Annotated in this window: 24 protein-coding genes, 1 tRNA gene and 1 pseudogene; 9 read left to right on the top strand and 17 right to left on the bottom strand. The window is 65.0% G+C overall.

Annotation, left to right across the window (positions count from 1 at the left end; genetic code table 11):
- Window positions 1-50 precede the first annotated feature (50 nt).
- Window positions 51-518, bottom strand: a complete 468-nt coding sequence (locus tag ACTHQV_RS08680; RefSeq protein WP_056454156.1) for an Lrp/AsnC family transcriptional regulator — start codon at window positions 516-518, stop codon at window positions 51-53.
- Window positions 519-696: 178 nt separating this feature from the next.
- Between ACTHQV_RS08680 and ACTHQV_RS08675 the strand changes: the two genes are divergently transcribed.
- The 3 genes from ACTHQV_RS08675 to ACTHQV_RS08665 are packed head-to-tail and all read left to right on the top strand — an operon-like array spanning window position 697 to window position 3885.
- The gene (locus ACTHQV_RS08675; protein WP_440489630.1) at window positions 697-2358 is read left to right on the top strand and encodes a histidine kinase dimerization/phospho-acceptor domain-containing protein; all 1662 of its coding nucleotides are present in this window, start codon (window positions 697-699) and stop codon (window positions 2356-2358) included.
- The gene (locus ACTHQV_RS08670; protein ID WP_440489628.1) at window positions 2358-3344 is read left to right on the top strand and encodes a polysaccharide deacetylase family protein; all 987 of its coding nucleotides are present in this window, start codon (window positions 2358-2360) and stop codon (window positions 3342-3344) included. Before ACTHQV_RS08675 ends, ACTHQV_RS08670 begins: the two co-directional genes overlap by 1 nt.
- 46 nt (window positions 3345-3390) lie before the next feature.
- Entirely contained in the window at window positions 3391-3885 is a 495-nt protein-coding gene (locus tag ACTHQV_RS08665) for a nucleoside deaminase (RefSeq protein ID WP_440489626.1), read from the top strand.
- A gap of 163 nt (window positions 3886-4048) precedes the next feature.
- On the opposite strand, the gene rplA is transcribed toward ACTHQV_RS08665, so the two are convergent.
- Together rplA and rplK are read right to left on the bottom strand one after the other, a co-directional pair.
- The gene (rplA, locus tag ACTHQV_RS08660) at window positions 4049-4747 is read right to left on the bottom strand and encodes a 50S ribosomal protein L1 (RefSeq protein WP_440489625.1); all 699 of its coding nucleotides are present in this window, start codon (window positions 4745-4747) and stop codon (window positions 4049-4051) included.
- Window positions 4748-4751: 4 nt separating this feature from the next.
- Window positions 4752-5189 (bottom strand): 50S ribosomal protein L11, encoded by a 438-nt coding sequence (rplK, locus tag ACTHQV_RS08655; protein ID WP_440489623.1) that lies wholly within the window; start codon window positions 5187-5189, stop codon window positions 4752-4754.
- Window positions 5190-5346: 157 nt separating this feature from the next.
- On the opposite strand from rplK, the gene ACTHQV_RS08650 reads away from it, so the two are divergent.
- Entirely contained in the window at window positions 5347-6168 is an 822-nt protein-coding gene (locus ACTHQV_RS08650; RefSeq protein WP_440489622.1) for a hypothetical protein, read from the top strand.
- Between the two features lie 65 nt (window positions 6169-6233).
- On the opposite strand, the gene ACTHQV_RS08645 is transcribed toward ACTHQV_RS08650, so the two are convergent.
- The 7 genes from ACTHQV_RS08645 to ACTHQV_RS08615 all read right to left on the bottom strand — a co-directional run bounded on the left by ACTHQV_RS08645 (window position 6234) and on the right by ACTHQV_RS08615 (window position 11972).
- A complete protein-coding gene (locus ACTHQV_RS08645) occupies window positions 6234-7475 on the bottom strand; it encodes a hypothetical protein (RefSeq protein ID WP_440489621.1) in 1242 nt (413 codons plus the stop codon).
- 210 nt (window positions 7476-7685) lie between these two features.
- Window positions 7686-8225, bottom strand: a complete 540-nt coding sequence (gene nusG / locus ACTHQV_RS08640; RefSeq protein WP_056454136.1) for a transcription termination/antitermination protein NusG — start codon at window positions 8223-8225, stop codon at window positions 7686-7688.
- 43 nt (window positions 8226-8268) lie between these two features.
- A complete protein-coding gene (secE, locus tag ACTHQV_RS08635) occupies window positions 8269-8466 on the bottom strand; it encodes a preprotein translocase subunit SecE (protein ID WP_056454132.1) in 198 nt (65 codons plus the stop codon).
- 197 nt (window positions 8467-8663) lie between these two features.
- Window positions 8664-9329 (bottom strand): outer membrane beta-barrel protein, encoded by a 666-nt coding sequence (locus ACTHQV_RS08630; RefSeq protein WP_440489620.1) that lies wholly within the window; start codon window positions 9327-9329, stop codon window positions 8664-8666.
- A 93-nt stretch (window positions 9330-9422) separates the two neighbouring features.
- The gene (locus tag ACTHQV_RS08625) at window positions 9423-10010 is read right to left on the bottom strand and encodes a YqaA family protein (protein ID WP_440489618.1); all 588 of its coding nucleotides are present in this window, start codon (window positions 10008-10010) and stop codon (window positions 9423-9425) included.
- 27 nt (window positions 10011-10037) lie between these two features.
- Window positions 10038-10113 (bottom strand) — tRNA-Trp (locus ACTHQV_RS08620).
- Window positions 10114-10217: 104 nt separating this feature from the next.
- Window positions 10218-11972: a fatty acyl-AMP ligase gene (locus tag ACTHQV_RS08615; protein ID WP_440489617.1), complete on the bottom strand. Its 1755-nt coding sequence runs from the start codon at window positions 11970-11972 to the stop codon at window positions 10218-10220.
- 126 nt (window positions 11973-12098) lie between these two features.
- Here ACTHQV_RS08615 and ACTHQV_RS08610 point away from each other — a divergent pair, with 126 nt between their 5' ends.
- The 5 genes and pseudogenes from ACTHQV_RS08610 to ACTHQV_RS08590 form a co-directional block, all read left to right on the top strand.
- Window positions 12099-12629 (top strand): regulatory protein RecX, encoded by a 531-nt coding sequence (locus ACTHQV_RS08610; protein WP_440489616.1) that lies wholly within the window; start codon window positions 12099-12101, stop codon window positions 12627-12629.
- A 130-nt stretch (window positions 12630-12759) separates the two neighbouring features.
- Entirely contained in the window at window positions 12760-13281 is a 522-nt protein-coding gene (locus tag ACTHQV_RS08605; protein ID WP_440489615.1) for a cold-shock protein, read from the top strand.
- A gap of 4 nt (window positions 13282-13285) precedes the next feature.
- Window positions 13286-13777, top strand: a complete 492-nt coding sequence (locus ACTHQV_RS08600; protein ID WP_440489613.1) for a DUF192 domain-containing protein — start codon at window positions 13286-13288, stop codon at window positions 13775-13777.
- A 45-nt stretch (window positions 13778-13822) separates the two neighbouring features.
- Window positions 13823-14215 (top strand): NADH:ubiquinone oxidoreductase subunit NDUFA12, encoded by a 393-nt coding sequence (locus tag ACTHQV_RS08595; RefSeq protein WP_440489611.1) that lies wholly within the window; start codon window positions 13823-13825, stop codon window positions 14213-14215.
- Between the two features lie 29 nt (window positions 14216-14244).
- Window positions 14245-14664, top strand: a pseudogene (locus ACTHQV_RS08590) (DUF2155 domain-containing protein); the annotation flags it as partial.
- 35 nt (window positions 14665-14699) lie between these two features.
- Here the strand turns inward: ACTHQV_RS08590 and aat are convergent.
- The 7 genes from aat to ACTHQV_RS08555 form a co-directional block, all read right to left on the bottom strand.
- Window positions 14700-15440, bottom strand: coding sequence for a leucyl/phenylalanyl-tRNA--protein transferase (aat, locus tag ACTHQV_RS08585; RefSeq protein WP_440489609.1), 741 nt, complete (start codon window positions 15438-15440; stop codon window positions 14700-14702).
- A 48-nt stretch (window positions 15441-15488) separates the two neighbouring features.
- Window positions 15489-16538 (bottom strand): c-type cytochrome, encoded by a 1050-nt coding sequence (locus ACTHQV_RS08580; protein WP_440489607.1) that lies wholly within the window; start codon window positions 16536-16538, stop codon window positions 15489-15491.
- Window positions 16535-17128 carry a cytochrome c oxidase assembly protein gene (locus tag ACTHQV_RS08575; protein ID WP_440489606.1) on the bottom strand — a complete coding sequence of 198 codons (594 nt, stop codon included), beginning with the start codon at window positions 17126-17128 and terminating at the stop codon, window positions 16535-16537. Before ACTHQV_RS08575 ends, ACTHQV_RS08580 begins: the two co-directional genes overlap by 4 nt.
- Window positions 17125-17505 (bottom strand): hypothetical protein, encoded by a 381-nt coding sequence (locus tag ACTHQV_RS08570; protein ID WP_440489604.1) that lies wholly within the window; start codon window positions 17503-17505, stop codon window positions 17125-17127. The genes ACTHQV_RS08575 and ACTHQV_RS08570 overlap by 4 nt, the downstream gene beginning before the upstream one ends.
- Window positions 17502-20027 (bottom strand): cytochrome c oxidase subunit I, encoded by a 2526-nt coding sequence (gene ctaD, locus ACTHQV_RS08565; RefSeq protein WP_440489602.1) that lies wholly within the window; start codon window positions 20025-20027, stop codon window positions 17502-17504. The genes ACTHQV_RS08570 and ctaD overlap by 4 nt, the downstream gene beginning before the upstream one ends.
- Window positions 20024-20998: a cytochrome c oxidase subunit II gene (coxB, locus tag ACTHQV_RS08560; RefSeq protein WP_440489600.1), complete on the bottom strand. Its 975-nt coding sequence runs from the start codon at window positions 20996-20998 to the stop codon at window positions 20024-20026. Before coxB ends, ctaD begins: the two co-directional genes overlap by 4 nt.
- A 126-nt stretch (window positions 20999-21124) precedes the next feature.
- Entirely contained in the window at window positions 21125-22522 is a 1398-nt protein-coding gene (locus tag ACTHQV_RS08555; RefSeq protein ID WP_440489599.1) for a glucoamylase family protein, read from the bottom strand.
- Window positions 22523-22534: the final 12 nt, after the last annotated feature.

Genomic DNA, 22534 nt, shown 5'->3' with positions numbered 1-22534 from the left:
GCAGGGCTACCGCAGCGCCGCCGGGAAATATTCTCCCGGCAACCCCAACCCTATTCCGTAACCACCGGTATCCCCGGCAATGCCTTCGAAGTCCGCACCGTCGGCGACGTCTTCACGCTCGCCACATTCGGCGCGGTAATCAGCTGCGTCGTCAGCATCGACTGGAAGCTTTCCAGATCGGCCGCGACGATCTTCAGGATGAAGTCGATCTCGCCGTTCAGCATATGGCATTCGCGGACCTCGGGGATCGTCGCGACATGCGCCTCGAACGCCGCCAGATCGCTGCCCGCCTGACTCTTTAGGCTGACCAGCGCGAACACCGTGATCGTAAAGCCCAGCAGCCGCGGGTCGAGCGCGGCGTGATAGCCCTTGATCGCACCCGCTTCCTCCAGCGCGCGTACGCGGCGCAGGCAGGGCGGGGCCGTCAGCCCGACGCGCTCGGCCAGTTCGACGTTCGTCATCCGCCCGTCCTCCTGCAATAGCGACAGGATCTGCCGGTCGATACGATCGAAAGCCATAAGTTACGGTCCGTGGTTCGGTTCGAATGAAAGCCCTGCCTACAGCATCACAAAATTGCGCGGAAGCGTAATTGTCCCACATTGCGACGTACCGAAATTGAGCAGTTTCGGAATGCGTTTCTCCTCGTTAAGGGTTCCTTAGCGTCGCGGCTTCGCGGGGCGTTTTCACGGGTGGCTGGTGCACTTCGACGACACTCTCGAAACGGTTCTCGCTGCCGATTTGTCGGGTGAGGGCGCGCGCGCGTCGGTGTGGCGGCAACTGGTCGACCTGATCGGGCGCGGCCGGGTATCGCCCGACCCCCGCGCCATCGCCCTGCTCCACGATCTGCGCGATCATGTGCCGCGCACCGTGCGCATCGCCAGCGCCCGCGACCTCGAATATGCCCGCCCGCCGTTCGAACTGGTCGACTTGCTCGCGACCGACGTGATCGAGGCCGCGTTGCCGGTGCTGCGTAGCGCGTCGCTGTCGGTCGATCAGTGGCAGGCGCTGTTGCCGCGCCTGTCGCCGCCTGCGCGCGGCGTGGTGCGCAACCGCCGCGACCTCGATCCCGCCGTCCACCGCGCGCTCGACAGCTTCGGGTCGGTCGATCTGGTGCTCCCCAACGACCGCCCTGTCGAGCAGGCCCCGCCTGTCGCCCCCGCACCACCGCCCGTCCTCGCGGCGGTGCCACAACCGGTCGCCGAGCAGTCCGTTCCCGAACCGAATTTCCTCGCGCCGGCCGCCGAACCCGATCCCGCCGGACCGTTCCGTATCGCCGACGTCATGGCGCGGATCGAGGCGTTCGAGCGCGCGCATGACGGCGCGCCGCCCCCGCCGCCGCCGGTCACGCCGCAGGACAGTTTCCGCTTCGAAGCCGACGCCACCGGGCAGATCCGCTGGGTCGACGGGGTGAGCCGCGCGCCGCTGATCGGCCTGTCGCTCGATTTCTGCGCGACGCCCGGCCATGCCCGGTTCGACGCGATCGCCGCCGGTGCGCTGCGCAAGCGCGCGCCGTTCCGCGATGCGCGCCTGACCATCGGCGGGGACAGCGATGCCACCGGCGAATGGTTCGTGTCGGGCGTGCCCGCGTTCGACCATGCGACCGGCCGCTTCATCGGCTATCGCGGTACCGCCCGGCGGCCCTATCACGGCGAACGCGCCGAACCCAATCGCGACGCCGGCGTCGCCCAGCTGCGACAGCTCGTCCACGAACTGCGCACGCCCGCCGGTGCGATCGCCGGTTTTGCCGAGATGATTCAGCAGGAATTGCTGGGCCCGGTGCTGCCGGTGTATCGCGACCGTGCCGGCGCGATCCTGAACCATTCGCGCGATCTGGTCGCGGTGATCGACGATCTCGACCTTGCCGCGCGGATCGATGGCGACGCACTCGACCTGCGCGACGACCGGGTGGCGCTGGGGCCGCTGTTCGACGTCATCGCCGCCGATCTCGTGTCGCTGTGCGAATTGCGGGGCACGCTGCTGGAGGTCGAGCCGACCGATATCGCCGTCGCCGGCGATCGCCGCGCGGTCGAACGCCTGCTCGCGCGGCTGCTCGCGACCCTGGTGTCGGCCGGCGGGCGAGATGAATCGATCCATGTCCGTGTCGGCCTCGAAGGCGACGGCTATGTCGCGATCGTGCTCGACCGTCCGCAGGCGCTCGACGCGTGGCCGGGCAACAGCGTGTTCGACGTCGATGATGGCGAAGAGGACATGTCGCTGCTCGGCACCGGCTTCGCGCTGCGCCTCGCACGCAACCTCGCCCGCGAGCTCGAGGGCACGCTGGTGTTCGGCTCGGCGACGCTGACGCTGCGGCTGCCCGCTGCCAATGTCGTGGAAATCGGACGGGCGCAGCGGCGCTGATGGTCCCGTTCCGGCCCGCCGACGGCCGTCCGGTGACCTGGCGCGACGGTTTCGGCACGCGCTTCACTGTCTTCGTCGATACCGAGGAGGAGTTCGACTGGCGCGCGCCGTTCCGCCATGACGGCTGGGGGGTGAGCGCCGTCGCCGCCTTGCCCGACGCGCATCGCCGCTTTGCCGACCATGGCGTCGCAAGCTGCTATCTGGTCGACTATCCGGTCGCGACCGATCCCGCGGCGATCGAAGCGTTGCGCGGCATCGTCGCGCACGGCCGCGCAACGATCGGTGCGCAGCTACATCCGTGGGTCAACCCGCCGTTCGACGAGGCGCTGACCGCGCATAGCAGCTTCGCCGGCAACCTGCCGCCTGCGCTGGAGGCTGCCAAGCTCGACCGGCTGACCGACTCGCTGACCGCGATCACCGGCACTCGCCCGACCGTCTATCGCGCCGGCCGCTACGGGCTGGGGCCGGCGACGCTCACGTTGCTGGCAGAGCGCGGCTATCGCCTCGATAGCTCGATGCGCGCGCGCTATGATTACCGCGCACAGGGCGGACCCGATTATCGCGCCATCGGCAACGCTGCGTTTCATACCGGTCCCGACGGCTGCCTCGTCGAACTGCCGCTGACCACCGTCTTCACCGGGCGGCTGCGGCGTGGCGGCCAGCGACTGTACGAAGGCGCCGGCCGTATCCCGCGTGGACGCGGCGTGCTCGCTCGGCTCGGCCTGCTCCATCGCGTCGCACTCACGCCAGAGGACATGCCGCTGGCCGACGCGCTGGAGGCGATCCGGGTCGCGGTGGACGAGGGGGTGCGCGTCCTCAACTTCTCCTATCATTCGCCCAGTCTCGTGCCCGGCCACACCCCCTATGTCCGCGACGCCGCCGATCTCGCCGCCTTTTGGCGCTGGTGGGATGCGGTACTGGCCCTGCTCGCGACGCTCGGCATCGCTCCGGCCTCCAGCGACGATATCCTCGCCGCCGCGACCTGAATCTTTCGCGTCGCCTGCGCGTTACGCCGCGCGAAGGGAATTGCCGATGCTGAGCGCACAAGACGAACACTGGATGCGGCAGGCGATCGCCATCGCCCGGACCAAGGGCGACGACCCGTCTTGCTCGCCGCTCGGCGCGATCATCGTCCTGGGCGATCGCGTGCTGTCGGCCGAACCCAACCAGACGCAGGAACTGCCCGACGCCACGGCGCATGCCGAGATGATGGCGATCCGTCGCGCCTGTGAGAGCGAGGGCGACATGGAGCTGCGCGGCGCGACGCTCTATTCGACGCTGCAACCCTGCGGCATGTGCACCATGGCCTCGATCTGGTCGAAGGTCGGCCGTGTCGTCTATGGCGCCGGCCGCGACGACGTCCACGAAATGTATTTCGAGGACCGCCATATCGATACGCTGAGCTTCATCGCCGACGCCTATCGCGACGATATCGTCATCGAGGGCGGGTGCCTGCGTGCGGAATGCGCGGCGCTGTATTATGGCCCGGACGATGACGTGCCGGAGGCGGAGCAGGGGAATATTTGAGGGTAAGAGAAAAGGGGCCGGAAGCACCAAGCCTCCGACCCCTTGTTCTGTCTGGCGGCCGACGCGGGAGTAAATCCCGCGTCGTCGGTCGGGTGCTACGCCCCGCCGGCCGGTTGTCAGCCGTCTCCGATTTAGCTGACGCTAAAGCGGTGCGGCCCGAAGCTTACGCTCCGGCGACTTCCGTCGTGTCAACTTTAATCCCCGGGCCCATCGACGAGCTGACCGCAACCTTGCGGACATACTTGCCCTTGGCGCCCGACGGCTTGGCCTTGACCACCGCATCGACCAGCGCGTCGAAATTCGCGCGCAGGTCTTCGGCGGCGAACGACGCCTTGCCGATGCCCGAATGGATGATGCCGGCCTTTTCGACACGGTATTCCACCTGGCCGCCCTTGGCCGCTTCGACCGCAGCCGCGACGTTCATCGTGACGGTGCCGAGCTTCGGGTTCGGCATCAGGCCCTTGGGACCCAGGATCTTGCCGAGACGACCGACCAGACCCATCATGTCCGGGGTCGCGATGCAGCGATCGAAATCGATCTTGCCGCCCTGGATGGCGTCCATCAGGTCTTCGGCGCCGACGACATCGGCACCCGCCGCGGTGGCTTCTTCAGCCTTCGCGCCGCGGGCGAACACGCCGACGCGCACGGTCTTGCCGGTGCCCTTGGGCAGGGTCACCACGCCGCGGACCATCTGGTCGGCGTGACGCGGATCGACGCCCAGGTTCAGTGCGACTTCGATCGTCTCATCGAACTTGGCGGTCGCATGGGTCTTCGCCAGCGCGATCGCTTCGTCGACGCCGTACAGCTTCTGCGCATCGACGGCAGCGGCGAGGGTCTTCGCCTTCTTGGTCAGCTTGGCCACAGTCTTAACCCTCCACCACTTCGAGGCCCATCGCGCGGGCCGAACCTTCGATGATCTTCGTCGCCGCGTCGATGTCGTTGGCGTTCAGATCCTTCATCTTCATCGTCGCGATCTCGCTCAGCTGCGACCGCTTGATGCTGCCGGCCTTCACCTTGCCCGGTTCCTTCGAACCCGACTTCAGGTTGATCGCCTGCTTGATGAGATAGGTCGCCGGCGGCGTCTTCGTCTCGAAGCTGAACGAACGGTCGGCATAGACGGTGATGATCGTGGGCAGCGGGGTGCCCTTCGAAATGTCGCCCGCCGAAGTCTGCGCGTTGAACGCCTTGCAGAATTCCATGATGTTCACGCCGCGCTGACCCAGCGCCGGGCCGATCGGCGGCGATGGCTTGGCTTCGCCCGCCGGCACCTGCAGCTTGATATAGCCGGTAATCTTTTTGGCCATGGGTATCACTCTCTTTCAAGTTTAGCGGTCCGTGCGGCGCGGCCCTGTCGGACCGGCCTCCCGCCATGGTTTCCAAAACTGTCGTTTGGGAAGGCGCGCGCTTAGCGCAAAAGCACCCCCCTTGCAATGTAGGATTCCGCCTGATCCTCTTGGCGCCATGTCCGATCGCAAACCCCGCCCGTACAGCCGCAAGCAGGCGCTGCAGAACGCCGCCTTCCTCTCCGAACTCGAACGTAGCGGCAACGCCCGCGACGCCGCGCGCGTAACCGGCCTCAACCGCTCGATGCTCACCAAGCGCCGCAACGCCGACCCCGACTTCGCCCAGCGCTGGGAGGCGGCGCTGACCCTCGCCGCCGCCCGCCTCGCCAAACCCGAGCAGACGGAAGGGCCGGCACGCATCGTCCGCTCGAAAGGCCGCCTGCAACTGCGCGTCTCGAAAACCCGTACGATCGACCGCGACGCCGAACAACGCTTCCTCGCCGGCTTGAGCGCCACCGCCAACGTCCGTCTCTCCGCAGCCGCCGCCGGCTTCGCGCATTCGAGCTTCTACGCCCGCGCGCGCAATAACCCCGGCTTCGCCCGCGAAATGCGCGTCGCGCTGGCGGTTGGGTCCGAACGCCTCGAACTCGCGCTACTCGAAAGCTCGCTGCCCGAAGCGAACGTCCACGACCATTGGCAGCACAACGATCCCCCGCCGATCCCGGCGATGACCGTGCATCAGGCGATGCAGATGATCGCGTGGAACGACAAGCGGGCGAAGGGACTGGCCGAACCCGACCTCGCCCCGAAGCGCGGCGAGAGCAACGCGGCGTATCTGGAGCGCAAGGCGAAGGACTACCGCGCGCGGTTGTTGTTGGCTGAGGAGGAGATGCGGATGGTGGAATATGCGCAGCTGGAATGGCGGCGGGGTGGGCGGCGCAGCCAGTGGGAGCCGGGCGGGTGGGAGGTGGCGTTGGAGATTGCGCTTCGGGGGAAGTGAAGGTTGACCAGCTAACAGTGAATTTCGGTCATGTACTATCGCACCCAATAACAACCCCGGACGTACTATATCGTTAGCTTGGCTTGGGGGAAATACATCGAAACTGGGGTGTCTACCTCCATTCCCACATCTAGCGCTCGACGGGCTTGGCTCGCTATTTCCGATCGGTATAGTTCAACATTCGGAAGCAGAGTATAAATGTCTCTATTATCGATAATAATTGTACGCATTTGATTTATATCAAAAGGTATCGGGTCTCCATGGCGAATGATTTGAACAATGGGTAGGCGGATTGCATGACGGAGCGCGAGTTCGTAAAAGACATTCGCATTAGAAAAAGATAAATCTGCGACAACGAGTCGTGCTTTTAAAAGGTATTCAATTATCTGTTTAGTGATCATGCCGGGCGTGTCGATCTGATCAGCCCTTACAACCCTCAAGCCAAGTGTCTGTATAGCTGGTTCGACAATATTCGCTAGAAATAGGTTTGAGTGTTTTCTCTGATCGGAATCTGCTGGGCCAATCGCTGTTATGTAGAAACAGGTTGTTTCAAATTCAGCCTGCTCTTGGGTCATAAGATTTTGGCCAGTCGAAGCGACCGGTGTAGCTGAATCTGCGTAGCTGTTTCGATTGACTGACGGAAGAGAATCCATCAGGTGGTCTATCGAAACTACTCGGTCTGCCCCTGAAAGATTTTGTAGTAATCCTACAAACTTCAAATTCACAATAAATGTATCGACGCCTTCCTCTATTGTCTCATCTGCTATGCCGAACTCATTCAAGGAGTCGATAAGCGTAGCACGAGGCGGTAATTTTGCATTTGCAAACTTGTCGTACAGATATTTGAACGGAGGGATATCCAATATAGCCAGCTTAGCAGATAAGCGCGCTTTCTCTCGAATGCTGGTGCTTTCATCAAATAGATTGTTGCCGTCATCCGTAAGTTCTAATTGAGGGCTAGTGTAATTTCCCTTTATTAATCCGTATCTGCTGGCATTTGTTACCAACATGCGGCTGAGGCCGCTATCTGGTGCGCGTTGTAGATGATCAAACAGCGTTAAGCGTCGAACTGGAGTACCGCTTCCTAAATCATATAAAGTCTTTGAAAATTTCGCAGCTTCATCAAAGGGGCCTGCTGGGAAAGCTCTAACCGGGCGTGATCGTTTCGGTTTCACAGGTTTTTCTGCCACTGTTTTACGGTCCGGAGCAGAAATATTTTTTGGCTTTCTGGCTTGGGAATTTCGCGGCACCTTTGGTTTGCGGACGGCCGGAGTTTCTGTAGTCTCTGCCTCGGCCTCTTCCGTCATTGGTCGCATATCCTTTCAAGGTTTCTTCGATCCTAGAAAGCTCATAGACGTCGGTGCAAGGCAAATTTGGCTGCGCAGTTTTAACAAAAACGGCGCAGGGCCTTCGCCCTACGCCGCTAACGTCGGTCGGGTTGTACCCGCCGGCCGGTGTCCGCCGTCTCACGAATAGCGTTCGCTATTCGTGTGCGGACAGCAAGTTTCGGCTTCGCCTTACTTGCTTCGTTCCACCTGCTCGAAATCCAGTTCGACCGGCGTTGCCCGCCCGAAGATCGACACCGAAACCTTCACCTTCGACTTGTCGAAGTCCAGTTCCTCGACCACGCCGTTGAAGCTCGCGAACGGGCCGTCCAGCACCTTGACCGAATCGCCGATCTCGAAATCGACCTTGATCTTCTGCTTGGTGGGCGAGGCGGCGGCCTCTTCCTTGCTGTTCAGCATCCGCGTGGCTTCCGCCTCGCTGATCGCCTGCGGCTTGCCCGACGATCCCAGGAATCCGGTGACCTTCGGCGTGTTCTTGACGAGGTGATAGACCTGATCGTTCAGGTCCAGCTTCGCCAGCACGTAACCGGGCATGAACTTGCGTTCGGACTGCACCTTCTTGCCGCGCCGGACTTCGGTCACATTCTCGGTCGGGACCTCGATCGCCTCGACCGCATGGTCGAGGCCGAGGCGCGTCGCTTCGGACAGGATCGAATCGCGGACCTTGCCCTCGAAACCCGAATAGGCGTGAATGATGTACCAGCGCGACATGCGTATCCTTTGAACTATCCGAAGGGGCAGGGGGACGGATCGGTTACTGGGCGAGCTTCAGCAGCGCCTTGACGATCGCATCGAACGCCGAATCCACGCCGAGGAAGAACAGCGCCAGCAGCGTCGTCATGATGACGACCATCACCGCGGTCATCACCGTTTCGCGCCGCGTCGGCCACGTCACCTTCGCGGTTTCGGCCCGGACCTGCCGCATGAATTCGACTGGGGTAACCTTCGCCACGTGCCTGACCTTCGTTAACGGTTTGACCGACCGCGGGACACAAGGCCCCGTCCGGTTCCTCTTGGAAACCGGCGCTGCCCATCCACGCTGTCGGATTGGGCATGGTATCTAGCGATCTCGGCGCGCCGACGCAAGCGCGCGGGACGGGGGCGTCGGACGGAGGCGGGCGGCACGCCGGCGGTGCCGCCCCACGGGGGTCAAAAGCGGACGCCCAGCCCCGCGACCGCGTGACGGCGGTCGAAGTTCAAATCCTCATAGGTCTTGCCGTTGGTGCGGAAATCGGTTGCGACCAGTTCGGCCTTCACGAACGCGCCGCCGCCAATGCCCAACTCGCCGCCGAACCCGAAATGGAAGCCGGCATAGGTCTCGCTCTCACGGATCGTGTCGAGCGAGAATTCGAGCGGCATCGACGCATAGCCGACCTTGCCATAGAGCTGCGACTGGCGGCCGATCCGCAGCCCGACGCGCGCCCCGCCCGAAACCTCGCTTTTGGGGCGCTGGCAGATCGTGCCGATCGCCACGCCGAAATCGTCGCACCGCTTGATCGACGATCCGGCATAGGCGGCATAGGCGCCGACCAGGACCTTGCCGCCGATTGCGAGGTCATAGCCGATTTCGCCGCCATAGCGGACGCCGTCGGCACCGTCATAATATTTGGTGTCGTCCTCGACATAGTTGATCTCGAGCCGGTCATAGCCACCCGCGACCTCGAACCGCAGCCCCTGCAACGGATCGTCGGGCTGGCGCTCGCGCATCTCCGGATAGGGTAGCGGTGCGGGCGCCGTGCTCGGCGCCATCTGCGCGGCGGCAGGCTGGGCGAACGCCATGGTCGCGGCCAACACGGCCGCTGCCTGAAACTTCATCGAATACTCCCCCTTCGGTCCGCGCGATTATCGCGTCGGACGGGGGGCGGTTAGCGTATAAAGGTTACGAAGTCGCCTGTACTTTGGTCCGGTTCAGAGCAGACTGACCGCCGCGAACCCGCCGACCAGTGCCACGACCAGCAGCGTCCCGATCAGCGTCAGCCGCTTCTCGATGAACGTCTGCACCGGCTGGCCGTATTTCTTGAGCAGGAAGGCGATCAGGAAGAACCGGAAGGCGCGGGTGATCGTCGCGGTCAGCACGAACATCGCGAAGTTGAACTTGGCGAGCCCCGACGCGATCGTCACCAGCTTGAACGGGATCGGCGTCAGCCCTTTGAGCAGGATGATTGCCGCGCCATATTCCGCGAACCCCGCCTGGAACTTGGCCGCCTTGTCCTGCAACCCGTACAGGTTGATGACCCACGCCCCGACCGTATCCCACAGGAAATAGCCGATCGCGTAACCGACCATGCCGCCCAGCACCGACGCGATCGTACAGATCGCAGCGATCTGATAGGCGCGGCTGCGGTGTTGCAGGATAACCGGCACCAGCACGACATCGGGTGGGATCGGAAAGAACGAGCTTTCGCAGAAGCTGACGACGGCGAGGCTGCGTACCGCGTGCCGATGGTTGGCAAGGCGAAGCGTCCAGTCGTACAGCGCACGAAACATCGTCGGCATCCATTTCGGGGTCGGCGCGGGGTGCGCTGGCACGAGTGGAGGGATTCGAACCCCCGGCCCTCGGTTTTGGAGACCGATGCTCTACCAGCTGAGCTACACTCGTGTGCGGACGCGGCCTCTATCCCGGTCGAACCGGAAGGGCAAGGCCGATTTGTGGTTAGGGGAGCGGGGGCCGGTAGGAAAGCGAAAAATGCCGCTCCGCCAACGTCAGGCGGCGATCGCGTAGGGCTTGATCTCGCCTTCCAGATACAGCTTGCGCGCCTTGGCACGGCTCAGCTTCCCCGACGAGGTGCGCGGCAGGGTGCGTGGCGGGACCAGTTCGATGACGCAATTCATGCCGGTAACCGACCGCACCCGCTCGCGAATTTCCTCGCGCAGCCGCTGGCGTTCGCCCTCGTCCGACGCGCGGCACTGGACCAGGACGGCGGGCGTTTCCTCACCGCCGGGCGTGGTGATCGCGAAGGCGGCGATGTCGCCAGCCTTGAAACCGGGCAGCTGCTCGACCGCCCATTCGATGTCCTGCGGCCAGTGATTCTTGCCGTTGACGATGATCATGTCCTTGGCGCGACCGACGATATAGACATATCCGTCAGACAGATAGCCCATGTCGCCGGTGTCGAGCCAGCCATCGACCATGCAGGCCGCGGTCGCTTCGGGATCGCGGAAATAGCCGCTCATCAGCGACGGTCCCTTGCACCAGACCTTGCCGATCGCGCGTTCAGGCAGCGGCGTGCCGTCCTCTTCGCGGATCTCAATGGCCATGTCGCGTACCGGTTTGCCGCAATTGACGATGGCGCGGTAACGCTGCGGCCGGTCGGCGCGGCCGGCGTGACCGGAAAGCTCCGTTTCCTCAACGAGTTCGACGATGATCCCTTCGCCCGGCGGCATGATCGCCACCGCCAGCGTCGCTTCGGCAAGGCCGTAGGAGGGCAGGAAGGCCGACGCCCTGAACCCGGCATCGGCAAAGGCGTCGACGAACGACTGCATCACGTCGGGCCGGATCATGTCGGCGCCATTGCCGGCCAGCCGCCAGCGCGACAGATCGAACCGATCCGCCGCCTTCGTCTGGCTCGACATGCGCCGCGCGCAGATATCGTAGCCGAAGGTCGGCGAATAGCTGATCGAATTGCCCTGATTGCGGGTGATGAGATCGAGCCACGCGAGCGGACGCCGCGCGAAATCCTCAGTCTTCAGATAATCGGTCGATACCTGGTTGGCGACGACCGAGAGGAAGCAGCCGACTAGCCCCATGTCGTGATACCAGGGCAGCCACGAGATGCAGCGATCCTCGGCGACCAACTGCATGCCATGGCTGTGTGCCGCCAGATTGTTCAGCAGCGCCGCGTGGGTGATCTCCGTCCCGTGCGGGAAACGGGTCGATCCACTGGAATATTGCAGATAGCAGATATCGTCGGTCGAGGCGGCCGGCAGGTCGACGACCGGCGCCGCGTTTGCCGAAAAGCTTTCCCAATCAATCCCTTCGACCCCGGCGATTCGCGCGGCTTCACCGGCCATCGCCTCGAGTTCGGCAGGGTAGAACAGCGTCTTGGGATCGCAGCTGTCGAGCTGGACACGGAGCTGTTCGACATACGCTTCGCGCCCACCGAACGAGGTGGGCAGCGGCAGCGGCACCGGCCACGCGCCAGCATAGACCACGCCGAAAAACAATGCCGCGAACTCGGCACCGGTTTCGGCGATGAGCGCGATGCGGTCGTTGGGCCGCACCCCCTTCGCGATCAGACGATACGCCTGTTCCAGCGCATCCGCGCGCATTTCGCGGAACGGATAGGCGCGCTTCAGCGTGCCGCGCGCGTCGTGGAAATTCAGCCCGCGCGTGCCCTGCGCGGCGTAATCCATCGCCTCACCCAGCGTCGCGAAGTCCGCGAACCGGCGCGGCAAGGCATCGACCGTCGGAGTCGCTTCCAGCGCGATTGCAACACTTCCTTCAAGATTCGTCGTCATTCTTGTCCAACTCTCGGCACCGTTCGCACGCGTTCGCGGCGTTCGAAGCGTGTCGCCATAGCGGCAAAGTGTCGCCCGGCACAGTTGATTTCAAAATCGCGACGCAGTGTGGCACAAACATGGCGCATGCCCCGTGACCCGCGCCGACCCTTGCCGCCGCTCGATCAGCCCGCTCTGGAGCGCGCCGCCTTACGCTATGTTGAACGATATGCAACGACGCGGGCGAAGCTGGTCGCCTATCTGACGCGCAAGCTGCGTGAGCGGGGGGCGGACGGGGTCGTCGATGTCGCGGCACTGGCCGACCGCATGGCCGAGTTGCGCTATGTCGACGACCGCGCCTTTGCCGAGGCGCGGGCGGCGTCGATGACACGGCGCGGGCTGGGCGCGCGGCGTGTGCACGACGCGCTGCGGCATGCGGGCGTGGGAAGCGACGACAGCGCGGCGGTGGTGGATACGCTGGACGAGGGGGCCGAGGCATCGGCGATGGCCTTTGCCCGGCGCAAGCGGATCGGCCCGTTCGCTGCCGAACCGGTCGAGCGCGACCGCCGCGAAAAGCAGATCGCGGCGATGGTCCGCGCTGGCCATTCCCCCGCGCTGGCACGACGGATCGCTGGGATGGCACCGGGCGACGAGGAGGACGTCACGGTCGATTGGTAAACTGCAAAGAAATCGTCGCGTTCATGAAACATCGTGTTACAAAGGACGCCAGGGGGAGTAAGCAACGATGCGTCTGGAAGCGCGAACGATTGCCGATGATTGCGCGGTCCCGCCGGCCGCGGCTGCGGCAGTGTCCAATATCCGTGACGAGGTCGTCACGGCGGTTCGCGGCGTCGTGAAATGGTTCGACGTCACCCGCGGCTTCGGGTTTGCGGTGGCCGACGACAGCAGCCTGGGCGACGTACTGATCCATTTTTCGGTGCTGGAGCCGCATGGTCGCCGCACCCTGCCCGAAGGGGCGATCGTCACCTGCAACGCCGCCCGCCGCAGCCGGGGAATGCAGGCGGTGGAGATCCTCGAGATCGACCTGTCGCTGGCGATCGAGCCGGTGCGCCGCGCGGTCGACCGGCCTGACCGGGTCGCGCTGGCGGAACAGGCGGGACCGTTCGAACCGGTGTCGGTCAAATGGTTCAACCGCCTGAAAGGCTATGGCTTCCTGGTCCGCGACAGCAAGTCGGGCGATGTGTTCGTCCATATGGAAACGCTGCGCCGCGGCGGAATCGAGGAGGTCGAGCCCGACCAGCGGCTTGTCGCCCGCATCGTCGAAGGGCAAAAGGGGCCGATGGCCATTGCGGTCGAACCGGGCGAGTGACGGCGTGACAGAATTGCGATTTTCGGGGCTGGCGGCGATCGCGCTGCTGGCGGCACTGGGCGGCTGCAAGGGAGAGGCGCCCGGCAAGGAAACGGTCTCCGAACATGGGATGGTCGTCAAGCCGGTGACAATTACGACCGCCGATGGAGAGACCCATATATTCAAGTCGGAAGTCGCCGCGAACGAGGCGCAGCAGCAGCAGGGTCTGATGTACCGTGCGCGGCTGGCGCCCGATGCGGGAATGTTGTTCGCGCCCTATCCCCCTGACGGCGGACCGCCCAAGGCGGCAAGCTTCTGGATGGAGAATACGCCGAACGCGCTCGACATCATCTTCATTCGCGCCGACGGCACGATCGCGACCATCGGTGAAAATGCCGTGCCGTTTTCGCGGGCAAAGGTCGAATCGGGCGAACCGATCGCAGCGGTGCTGGAGATTGCCGGTGGACGGGCGGGCGAACTGGGGATCGGGCCGGGCGACAAGGTGACGTGGAAATGATCCGCCCCATTGTCGCGGGCGCGGGCAGGCGCTAAGCGGTCGCGCATGGGAATCCTCGCGAACGTCTTCACCTGGTGGAACGGTGCCACCTTCGGTACCTGGCTCGGCTTGCGCGGCAAGACGCAGGTCGGGACCGACCATCTCGGCAACGCCTATTATCAGGGCGGTCGCGACACCAACGGCAATCCGCGCCGCTGGGTGATCTATGCGGGGTCGAACGACGCGAGCCGCGTGCCGCCCGAATGGTTCAGTTGGCTGCACCACCAGATTGAGGGGACGCCCGACGAGTCGCTGCCGCCGGTGCGTCAGTGGCAGAAGCCGCCGGTCGAGAACCAGACCGGTACCGCGCTCGCCTATCGTCCGCCCGGCGTTCTCGAAAAGGGTGGCGCGCGCGTGCGGGCGACCGGTGATTACGAGGCGTGGAGCCCCGACGCGTGAACCCACGCCGCTGGCTGGCCGGGCTGGCGATGGCGATAGTGCTGGCGGTCGCGGGCTGGTTCGGCTGGCGGCAGTGGCATCGGCAACCGGACACGACCCGCCCCGCCACCGCTGAGGTCGCGGTGCCCGAATCGGTTCGGCCCAACCCCAATGCCCCCGAAGTGGTCAGCGTCGATACCGGGCTGGACAGCAGCCTGCTCGCCGGCTCGACACCGATGGCCAAGCGCGTCGCGGTGGTGGGTCTGCTCAACAAGCGTAATGGCGAGACCCGCGACCTGACGCTGAAACCCGGTCAGGCGACGCGCATCGGTGACGTGATCGTTCGCCTGCGCGCCTGCGAACGCACCGCCCCGTGGGAGCAAGAGCAATATACCGGCGCGTTCGTGCAGATGGACGTGCGCGGCACCGATGCCAAATGGCGGCGGGCTTTTTCGGGATGGCTGTTCAAGGAGCGTCCGGCACTGAACGTCGTGCTCCACCCGATCTACGACGTGTGGCCCAAGAGCTGCACGATGTCTTTCCCAGATAGAGGGCCGGACACGGTATCGGCCGGTACCGGTGTGACGTCGTCGGGCACGACCCCACGCCGATCGAGCGCATCGAACGCGGCGGAGGCCAGCCCCGAAGCGCCTTCCGAATCGAACCCCAGCGCCCCGGCCAACAGCACCGAATAGGTTTTGCGCGGTACCTCGACCGCGCCCATCGTCCCCAGATGGTCGGTCAGGAACTGACAGTCGAGCAGCTTGAACCCGCCGACGCGCAGCCGTGCGACCAGCCATGCCAGCGCGACCTTCGACGCGCTGGGCGCGCGGCTGACCATCGATTCGCCGAAGAATGCCTGACCGAGCGCGAGGCCGTACAGCCCGCCCGCCAGTCGCTGACCATCCCAGACCTCGACCGAATGGGCCAGCCCCATTTCGTGCAGGCGGATGAAGGACTGTTCGATCGTACCGTTGATCCATGTCTCTGGTCGGTCGGACGCGCTTTCGGCGCACAGGCGGATGATATCCTCGAACGCCTGGTCGGCGGTGACGCGGTAGCGATCGGATGCGATCAGCTTGCGCAGCGACCGCGACAGGTGGAACCCGTCGAGCGGCAATATGCCGCGCAGCTTCGGTTCGACCCAGTAGATGCCGGGCGCGTCGCGATCGTCGGCCATCGGAAAGATGCCGCTGGCATAGGCGCGCAGCAGCGTTTGCGGGTCCAGTTCGAACAGGGGCGCCATCGGCCGCACCCTATCGTCGCCGGCGATGCTGGCAATGGCGACCTGCGATCATTGCCCGGCGAGGTAGCGCGCGACCGGTTCGATCATGTCCTCGGGGATGCGCCGCGCGATGACCGGCATCGTCGCCTGGTCCTTGCGCGCGTCGACCACTTCCTTCTCCCCGCGCCAGTGGCGCAGCCGTTCGGCGATATAGACCGCGCGTTGGCCGTCGATGACCGGAAAGCGCTTGGTGCCGGCCGCGTCGTGACAGCTGCGACAGGCGGGAAGCTGCTTGTCGGGCAGGCCGCGCTCGACGATCCGGCGGGCGGCGGCGTCGCCATTGCCGCCGCGCCCCGGCGCAATGCCGGGCATCGCCGCGAACCGCCGGGCGAGGGCCACGCGCTCCTCCGGCGTGAGCTGGGCGGCGGCGTTCGACATCACCGCGCTCTGGCGGGTGCCGGTCGCATAGGCTTCGAGTGCTGCGACGAGGTAGGCGGGGTCTTGTCCGGCAAGGATCGGGATGTCGGCCTGACCCCGGCCGAGGCCGTCGGTGCCGTGACAGCCGGCGCAGCTGTCGAACCGGCCATTGGCGGCGCCGAACCCCTGCGCATTGCTGCCCGCCAGCACGCGATATTGCTCGGGCGTCATCGTCGGCAGCAGGCGGACGAAGGCGACCATGCGCTTGACCTCGTCCGGCCGATCCTTTGCGGCCCAAGCGGGCATACCGCTGAACTTCACGCCATGTTCGAGGATCCAGAACAGCTGGCGGTCGGTCCATTCCTTCGCGTTTTTCGACAGGTCGGGGGCGGGGGGCGTCGCCTTCTGCATCAGCGGCAGCGGGCGCACGCCCGGCGCGCCATGGCACGATGCGCAGGACGATGCGTAATAGCCCGCCGCGCTGACGAGGCCGCTGTCGTCCTTCGCCTCGTTTGGCGTCGAGAAGGCGGCGCGGGTCTGCACCGAATTGCGCATCACCCAGTGCAGGAACCAGTCGGTGATTGCCCAATGGCCCGACGATGCGGCGACGTTGAACAGCCCCGACCAGGCATAGGCCATGCCGAGTGCGAAAATGCCGAGCAGCGTCACGATCACACGCTTCCAGGTGAGGCGGATGGTCATGTGGTCGGCTCCGGATGGCGCAATAACGTGGCGAGCAGCGCGAGGCCGCCGAGGAAATAGCTGGCGGCACCAACCAGCAGCATGACGACGCCACCCAGTTGCTGGTCGGCGAGCGCATCGTGATGCCCGTGCATCATTGCCGGATAGAGCGGGCGGGGGGCAAGGCCGATCAGCGCGCCGAGCAAGGTCATGTGCATCGAGGTCAGCAGCAGCGCGCCGACGCCCGCCGCGCGGCGATCGGGACCCGTGCCGAGCACCGCCGCCCAGAGCAGCCAGCCGGCGGCAAGGAACATCGCCTGTTCGACGACCATCGCCGCGATATTGCTGTCGGCGAGCATCCGCAGCGCCGGCAAGTGCCAGCCCCAGACGGTGGCGAGTTCGACCAGCGACATGGCGAGCGGCGTAACGACATTCGGCCAGCGCCGCGCGGGGTCGAAGGCGCTGTCGGCAAGGCCGAAGGCGAGCAACGGTGCGGCGACCGCGACCGCGATCATGTGCCCGGCCATATGCCCGACCATCCCCGCCTGCGCCGCCGCCAACCAGCCCAGCGGCAACAGCACCAGCCCGGCGATCAGGCTGACGCGCCTCATCGGCAATCCGTCAGGAACAGCACGGGCGCGGCGGTGAAGAGGATGCCGACGAAGCTCAAGGCGGCGAGCAGCACGGTCGAGAAGGCGAGGAAGCGCATGCGGTCGCTGTCGGTGCCTTCCTCATGCGGCGGGGTGTCGCCGGGGACGCGTGACTGGAGGTGGGCGATGATCCCGGCACCGGCGATCAGCAGCAGCGCGACGATGGTGCCGACGGCGTAGAGGATCGGCAACCGGGGGAAGCCGCCGACCTTCGCGCAATGGATCGCCGCCCACAGGTAGGAGAACAGAAAATGCGCCGCCCAGACGGTCGGCGGGACGATCAGCGTCCAGAGCGTCACCTTCAGCTTGGTGACCATGCCATGCAGCCCGCGTTTCATGCGACCCCCGGGAACAGGCCGATCGTCGCATAGGTGACGATGGCAGTCAGTGCCATGAAATGCTGATAGACGGTGATGTTCCGCAAATCGGCGTCATAGCACGGCGTCATCCGTCCCGCGATGCTGCGGGCCAGCGTATAAGCCTGCATGATCGCACCGACCCCGGCATGGGCGGTGGTCCAGATGACCAGCACCCATACGATTGCGGGATAGCTGTGCAGTTCGGGATCGAGCCCGGTGGTCAGCGGTCCCTGCAACCCGGCCCAAATACCGGCGAGGCTGGCGGCGATGCCGATCACCAGCAACAGCCGCGCAGTGCCGACGATACCGCGCCGGTTGGTCCCGCGCGCCGCGACCGTAGCACCCCAGCTGAGCGCCGCCAGCGCCAGCGCGACCATCGGCCAGAAGGTGCCGGGGCCGTCCATGCCTGGACCCGAGGGCGGGAACTCCGGATGCACCGTCCAGAAGAAATAATAGCCGAACACCAACCCCGAAAAGGCGGTCGCATCGGCCATCATCGTGATGAACATCGCCCACCATCCCGGCGCGGCTGAGCCCGAGACATAGAGCGGCAGTTCGATGCCGTGCCCGATCGGCTTACAGTCCTTTTCCGGAATTTCCGCGGTGCCGGTCCACAGCCAGTAGAGGACGAAGCCGAGCGTCAGGACAGCACCCGCCAGCGACCACCAGTAAAGGTGATAGGTGGTAAGAATGAACACACTGCCAAGTGCAATCGCGGTCAGCATCGGCACCCAGCTGGGCGTGCCGAGCCGGACGACGTAGAGCGGGCGGGCGTCGAGCACGGTCGTCACGATCGTCTCGCGCCGGCCTTCCTCGGCATCGGGCAGGAAGAAGCGGCCTTCGTCGACCTTCTTCACGAAATCCTTCTGGTCCCAGATCGGGTAGCGGCTTTCGATCAGCGGGACCGACCGGATGCCCCAATCCTCGTCATCGGGATGCGCCAGCCATTCGAGCGTCCCGGCGTGCCACGGATTGCGCGGCGCCTTCTGCCGCCATGGCGAGCGAGCGAGGTCGAAACAGATGATCGCGGTACCGGTCGCGAACAGATAGGCGCCAAGGGTCGAAGCAAGGTTCAGATAGTCGATGCCGAGTTCGCTGGGATAGGTGAACACGCGGCGCGGCATCCCGTACAGGCCGCTGAAATGCATCGGGAAGAAGGTCAGGTTGGCTCCGACGAACAATGTCCAGAAGGCGGTGCGCCCCAGCCGGTCGGACAGTTTCTTGCCGGTAATCAGCGGCCAGTAATAATAGAGCCCGCCGAACAGCGGCAGCAGCGTGCCGCCGATCAGCACGTAATGGAGATGCGCGACGACGAAGTAGGTGTCGTGCGCCTGCCAGTCGAACGGCGCGATGGCGACCATCACCCCGGTCAAGCCACCGATGACGAAGATGGCGAGGCTGCCCGACGCGTAGAGCAACGGCGTCGACCATTTAACCTTGCCCGCCCACAGCGTGGCGATGAACGCGAAGATCTGGATGCCGGTCGGGATCGCGACCGCTTCGGATGCGGCGGAAAAGAAGGCGAGGCTGATCTTGGGCAGGCCGGTCGCGAACATGTGGTGGACCCACAGGCCGAACGACAGGAATGCGGTGCCGACCGCCGCCAGCACGATCCACGGATAGCCGAGCAGGTGGCGCTGCGCGAAGGTCGGGATCATCATCGCGAACAGCGCGATCGACGGCAAGAACACGATATACACTTCGGGGTGGCCGAAGATCCAGAACAGGTGCTGCCACAACAGTGGATCGCCGCCGCGCGCCGCATCAAAGAACGGCCAGTTCAGCAGGCGTTCCATTTCGAACAGCACGTCGCCCGCGATCAAGGGCGGAAAGGCGAACAGGATCATCACCGCGACGACCAGGATGTACCACGCATAGAGCGGCATCAGGTTCAACCGCATACCCGGCGGCCGGCATTTCAGCACGCCGACGATCAGCTCGACGGCGGCGGCCACCGACGACACCTCGATGAAGGAGAGGCCCAGCATCCAGATGTCCGCGCCGAGGCCCGACAGGTCGGTGCGGGTAGTCAGCGGCGGATACATGAACCAGCCGCCATCGGGCGCGGCGTTGAAGAAAATCGACCCGCCGACGAACACCCCGCCCAACAGGAACGACCAGTAACCGAAGGCGGACAAGCGCGGAAAGGGCAGGTCGCGCGCACCAAGCAACTGCGGCAGCAGGATGATCGACACCGCCTCGAACATCGGCACGGCGAACAGGAACATCATCATCGAGCCGTGCAGCGTGAACAACTGGTTGAAGGTGTTCGCCGAGACGAGGTCGTTTTCCGGCGTCGCCAGTTGCGTCCGCATGATGAGTGCCAGCACGCCCGCAAACAGCATGAAGGCGAACGCGGTCAGCGTGTACCATGCGCCGACCCGGTTGTTGTTGCAGTCGGTCCAGCGCAGGAAAATGCCTTGCGGTGCCTTCCATACGGCGCGCAGCCGTTCCTCCTGCGCAGCGCGGAGCGCGGGGTCGTCTTGCGCGTGCAGGCTCATTTCATGCTTTCCAGATAGACGGCGATTGCCTGCGCGTCTTGGCGCGACATTTGCGGATAGGCGGGCATGCGCGCACCGGGCTTGACCGCCGGCGCATCCTTGATGAAGCGGACGAGGGCGGTGCGGGTCATCGGCTGCGTGCCCGCACCCAGCGAACGGCGACTGCCGAGATGGGTCAGGTCGGGGCCGATCTGCCCGGCGGCCTCGGTCCCGGCGATGGCGTGGCACCCGGCGCAACCATTGGCGGCGAACGCCTGCGCCCCGGCGGCGGTGCCGGGGGCGGGGGCCGCTGGCCGCCGCTCGTTCGCCAGCCATCTGTCGAACGCCGCCGGCTCCATGGCGACGACATCGAACGCCATCAGCGCATGGCTCAGCCCGCAAAATTCGGTGCAGACGCCGCGGAACGTTCCGGCCTTCGTCGCGCGGACGATCAGGCGGTTGGTCCGGCCGGGGATCATGTCCATCTTGCCGGCCAGCCCGGGGATCCAAAAACTGTGGATCACGTCGCCGGCGGTCAGGTCGAACTGTACGGTGCGGCCAACGGGGATGCGGATTTCATTGGCGGTGACGACCGGCGCAGCGCCGGGCGGCTGATACTGGACACGCCACCAGAATTGCTCGCCCTCGACGGCGATACGCAAATCGCGATCGGCTACCGGGAGCGGCCGCATCGCCGGCAGGCTGTAGAGCAGCAGGCCGAGCAGCACGACTACCGGCACGACACCACCGGCCCAGCCGACCAGCTTCATCCCGCCTGACAGGGTCAACCGCCCCTCGGGCGCGCGGACGGCCGCGATCATCAACGCGGCGACGCCGGCGGCAATTACGATCGCGCCGATTAGCATGACGATCGTCAAATGACGGACGGTCGCCGCCTCTTCACCGAAAACGGTCAGCGCCGATTGATGCCGATTACAGCCCCCCAGGGCGAGCAGCGCGGCCGCACCGCAACTGGCTTTGACGCCGCGCATAATCCCCCTTCGACCCGCGCCGGATTATACGGCACGGAAGCGAAACGAGATGGCGGCGGTTGCGTTCCATCATGCCGACAATCGGTCCGCTCCGCGCCGGAACCTGCAAGCCGTCGGCCGCGATGCTCAGGCCAGCCAGCCGCCGGTGAAGCCCGCCCGTACCAGCCCCCGGCGGATATGCGGGTTGCGGCGCATGACGTCCCAAATCATGCCGCTGCGCTGGTTTTCGATCATCAGCACGATCGGCCCCTGATCGATCCCCAGATAATCGCCATCGACCCAGCCCACACCGGGCACCAGCCTGCCATGTTTCAGCGGCTCGTCGGTGCGCGTCAGCGTCGGGTTGAACGAATCCAGAAAGCCGTACTTCTCATAGATGCCGGCGCTATAGCGCGCATGCATTTTGCCGATCATCGGCGTGACGATGTCGGGGGCGAAGGCGATCGAGCCGAGCGCCGCAGTCGGGGCCAGCGTGCCGTCGTCGCGTTCGCCCGGGCCCCGCGCCGAATAGCTGTAGAATTCGCGCGACCGGCCATCGATCGTCACCGTAAAATCTCCGGGGCCATCGCACGCGGTCAGCCCCCAGTAATCGTCGCCATAGCCGACCTTCCCGCCCGGATTTTCGTTGGCATAGGCACGCTGCGCATAGGTCGCGCGGCGGCTGTTCTCGAAATAATCGATGCCCTTCGACGCAATATAGGGATCGCGGATACCCCGGAAATCGATCCAGACATGGCTGTACTGGTGACCGAACATCGGCGCGAACTGGAGATGCGGCTCGCCCCAGCGATTGCCCCAGCTCTTGTCGAACTGCTGCGTCAGCGCGGCCCAGGTCGCGGGCGGCAGCGGGTGGGTCGGGCTGGCCAGTGCCAGCACATAGAGGATCATGCCTTCGTTATAGATGTTCCAGTCGGAGCGGATGAAGCCGCTCTCCGGGTGCCAGCCCATCGACACAAACGGCGGACGCGGCACGATCCAGTCCCATTCGACCGCGCGATAGAGTTGTTCGGCCAAGTCGCGGATGCGTGCTTCCGCAGGGTCGGCGCGATCGAACCAGCTCTGCGCGAACAGCACGCCACCCAGCAGCAGCGCGGTGTCGATCGTCGACAATTCGCATTTGGCGAAACGCAACCCCTTGGTCATGCCGAGAAAGTGGTAGAAAAAGCCCTTATAGCCGCTGAACCCGGTCTCACCGTCGCCCTGTGGCGCCTTGGCAAGGAATTCGAGCGTGGCCAGCGTGCGGGTGCGATGCTGTTCGCGCGTGATCCAGCCATGCTTCTCGCCGACGCCATAGGCGGTCAGCGCGAAGCCGATCGCGGCGATCGAGGCGAAGCTGGGCGTCGGCCAGCGATCGGGCGCGAGGCCCGTCGCGGCATCGGTCGTCTCCCAGAAGAAGCGGAACGTGCGCTCCTGTATGTCGGCTATCAGGTCGGGCGCAGTCCCGGATCCGACCCCGGTCCGTGCGGTGCACCCGGCGACGAGCGCCGCGGTGCTGGCGGCAAGGAAATGGCGGCGATCGATCACGGGCAAGCCCCT

The sequence above is a fragment of the Sphingomonas sp. SAFR-052 genome (assembly GCF_051965015.1).
In the GTDB taxonomy this organism is placed as follows: Bacteria; Pseudomonadota; Alphaproteobacteria; order Sphingomonadales; family Sphingomonadaceae; genus Sphingomonas.
Note: the sequence above shows the minus strand (reverse complement) of the source record. Positions and strands in the feature narration are given on the sequence as shown.

Excerpts from the sequence above, each read along its gene's own strand:
- ACTHQV_RS08680 (WP_056454156.1), bottom strand. The coding sequence starts at position 518 with ATGGCTTTCGATCGTATCGACCGGCAGATCCTGTCGCTATTGCAGGAG.
- ACTHQV_RS08670 (WP_440489628.1), top strand. The coding sequence starts at position 2,358 with ATGGTCCCGTTCCGGCCCGCCGACGGCCGTCCGGTGACCTGGCGCGAC.
- ACTHQV_RS08665 (WP_440489626.1), top strand. The coding sequence starts at position 3,391 with ATGCTGAGCGCACAAGACGAACACTGGATGCGGCAGGCGATCGCCATC.
- rplK (WP_440489623.1), bottom strand. The coding sequence starts at position 5,189 with ATGGCCAAAAAGATTACCGGCTATATCAAGCTGCAGGTGCCGGCGGGC.
- ACTHQV_RS08650 (WP_440489622.1), top strand. The coding sequence starts at position 5,347 with ATGTCCGATCGCAAACCCCGCCCGTACAGCCGCAAGCAGGCGCTGCAG.
- ACTHQV_RS08645 (WP_440489621.1), bottom strand. The coding sequence starts at position 7,475 with ATGACGGAAGAGGCCGAGGCAGAGACTACAGAAACTCCGGCCGTCCGC.
- nusG (WP_056454136.1), bottom strand. The coding sequence starts at position 8,225 with ATGTCGCGCTGGTACATCATTCACGCCTATTCGGGTTTCGAGGGCAAG.
- ACTHQV_RS08630 (WP_440489620.1), bottom strand. The coding sequence starts at position 9,329 with ATGAAGTTTCAGGCAGCGGCCGTGTTGGCCGCGACCATGGCGTTCGCC.
- ACTHQV_RS08625 (WP_440489618.1), bottom strand. The coding sequence starts at position 10,010 with ATGCCGACGATGTTTCGTGCGCTGTACGACTGGACGCTTCGCCTTGCC.
- ACTHQV_RS08615 (WP_440489617.1), bottom strand. The coding sequence starts at position 11,972 with ATGACGACGAATCTTGAAGGAAGTGTTGCAATCGCGCTGGAAGCGACT.
- ACTHQV_RS08610 (WP_440489616.1), top strand. The coding sequence starts at position 12,099 with ATGCCCCGTGACCCGCGCCGACCCTTGCCGCCGCTCGATCAGCCCGCT.
- ACTHQV_RS08595 (WP_440489611.1), top strand. The coding sequence starts at position 13,823 with ATGGGAATCCTCGCGAACGTCTTCACCTGGTGGAACGGTGCCACCTTC.
- aat (WP_440489609.1), bottom strand. The coding sequence starts at position 15,440 with ATGGCGCCCCTGTTCGAACTGGACCCGCAAACGCTGCTGCGCGCCTAT.
- ACTHQV_RS08580 (WP_440489607.1), bottom strand. The coding sequence starts at position 16,538 with ATGACCATCCGCCTCACCTGGAAGCGTGTGATCGTGACGCTGCTCGGC.
- ACTHQV_RS08575 (WP_440489606.1), bottom strand. The coding sequence starts at position 17,128 with ATGAGGCGCGTCAGCCTGATCGCCGGGCTGGTGCTGTTGCCGCTGGGC.
- ACTHQV_RS08570 (WP_440489604.1), bottom strand. The coding sequence starts at position 17,505 with ATGAAACGCGGGCTGCATGGCATGGTCACCAAGCTGAAGGTGACGCTC.
- ctaD (WP_440489602.1), bottom strand. The coding sequence starts at position 20,027 with ATGAGCCTGCACGCGCAAGACGACCCCGCGCTCCGCGCTGCGCAGGAG.
- coxB (WP_440489600.1), bottom strand. The coding sequence starts at position 20,998 with ATGCGCGGCGTCAAAGCCAGTTGCGGTGCGGCCGCGCTGCTCGCCCTG.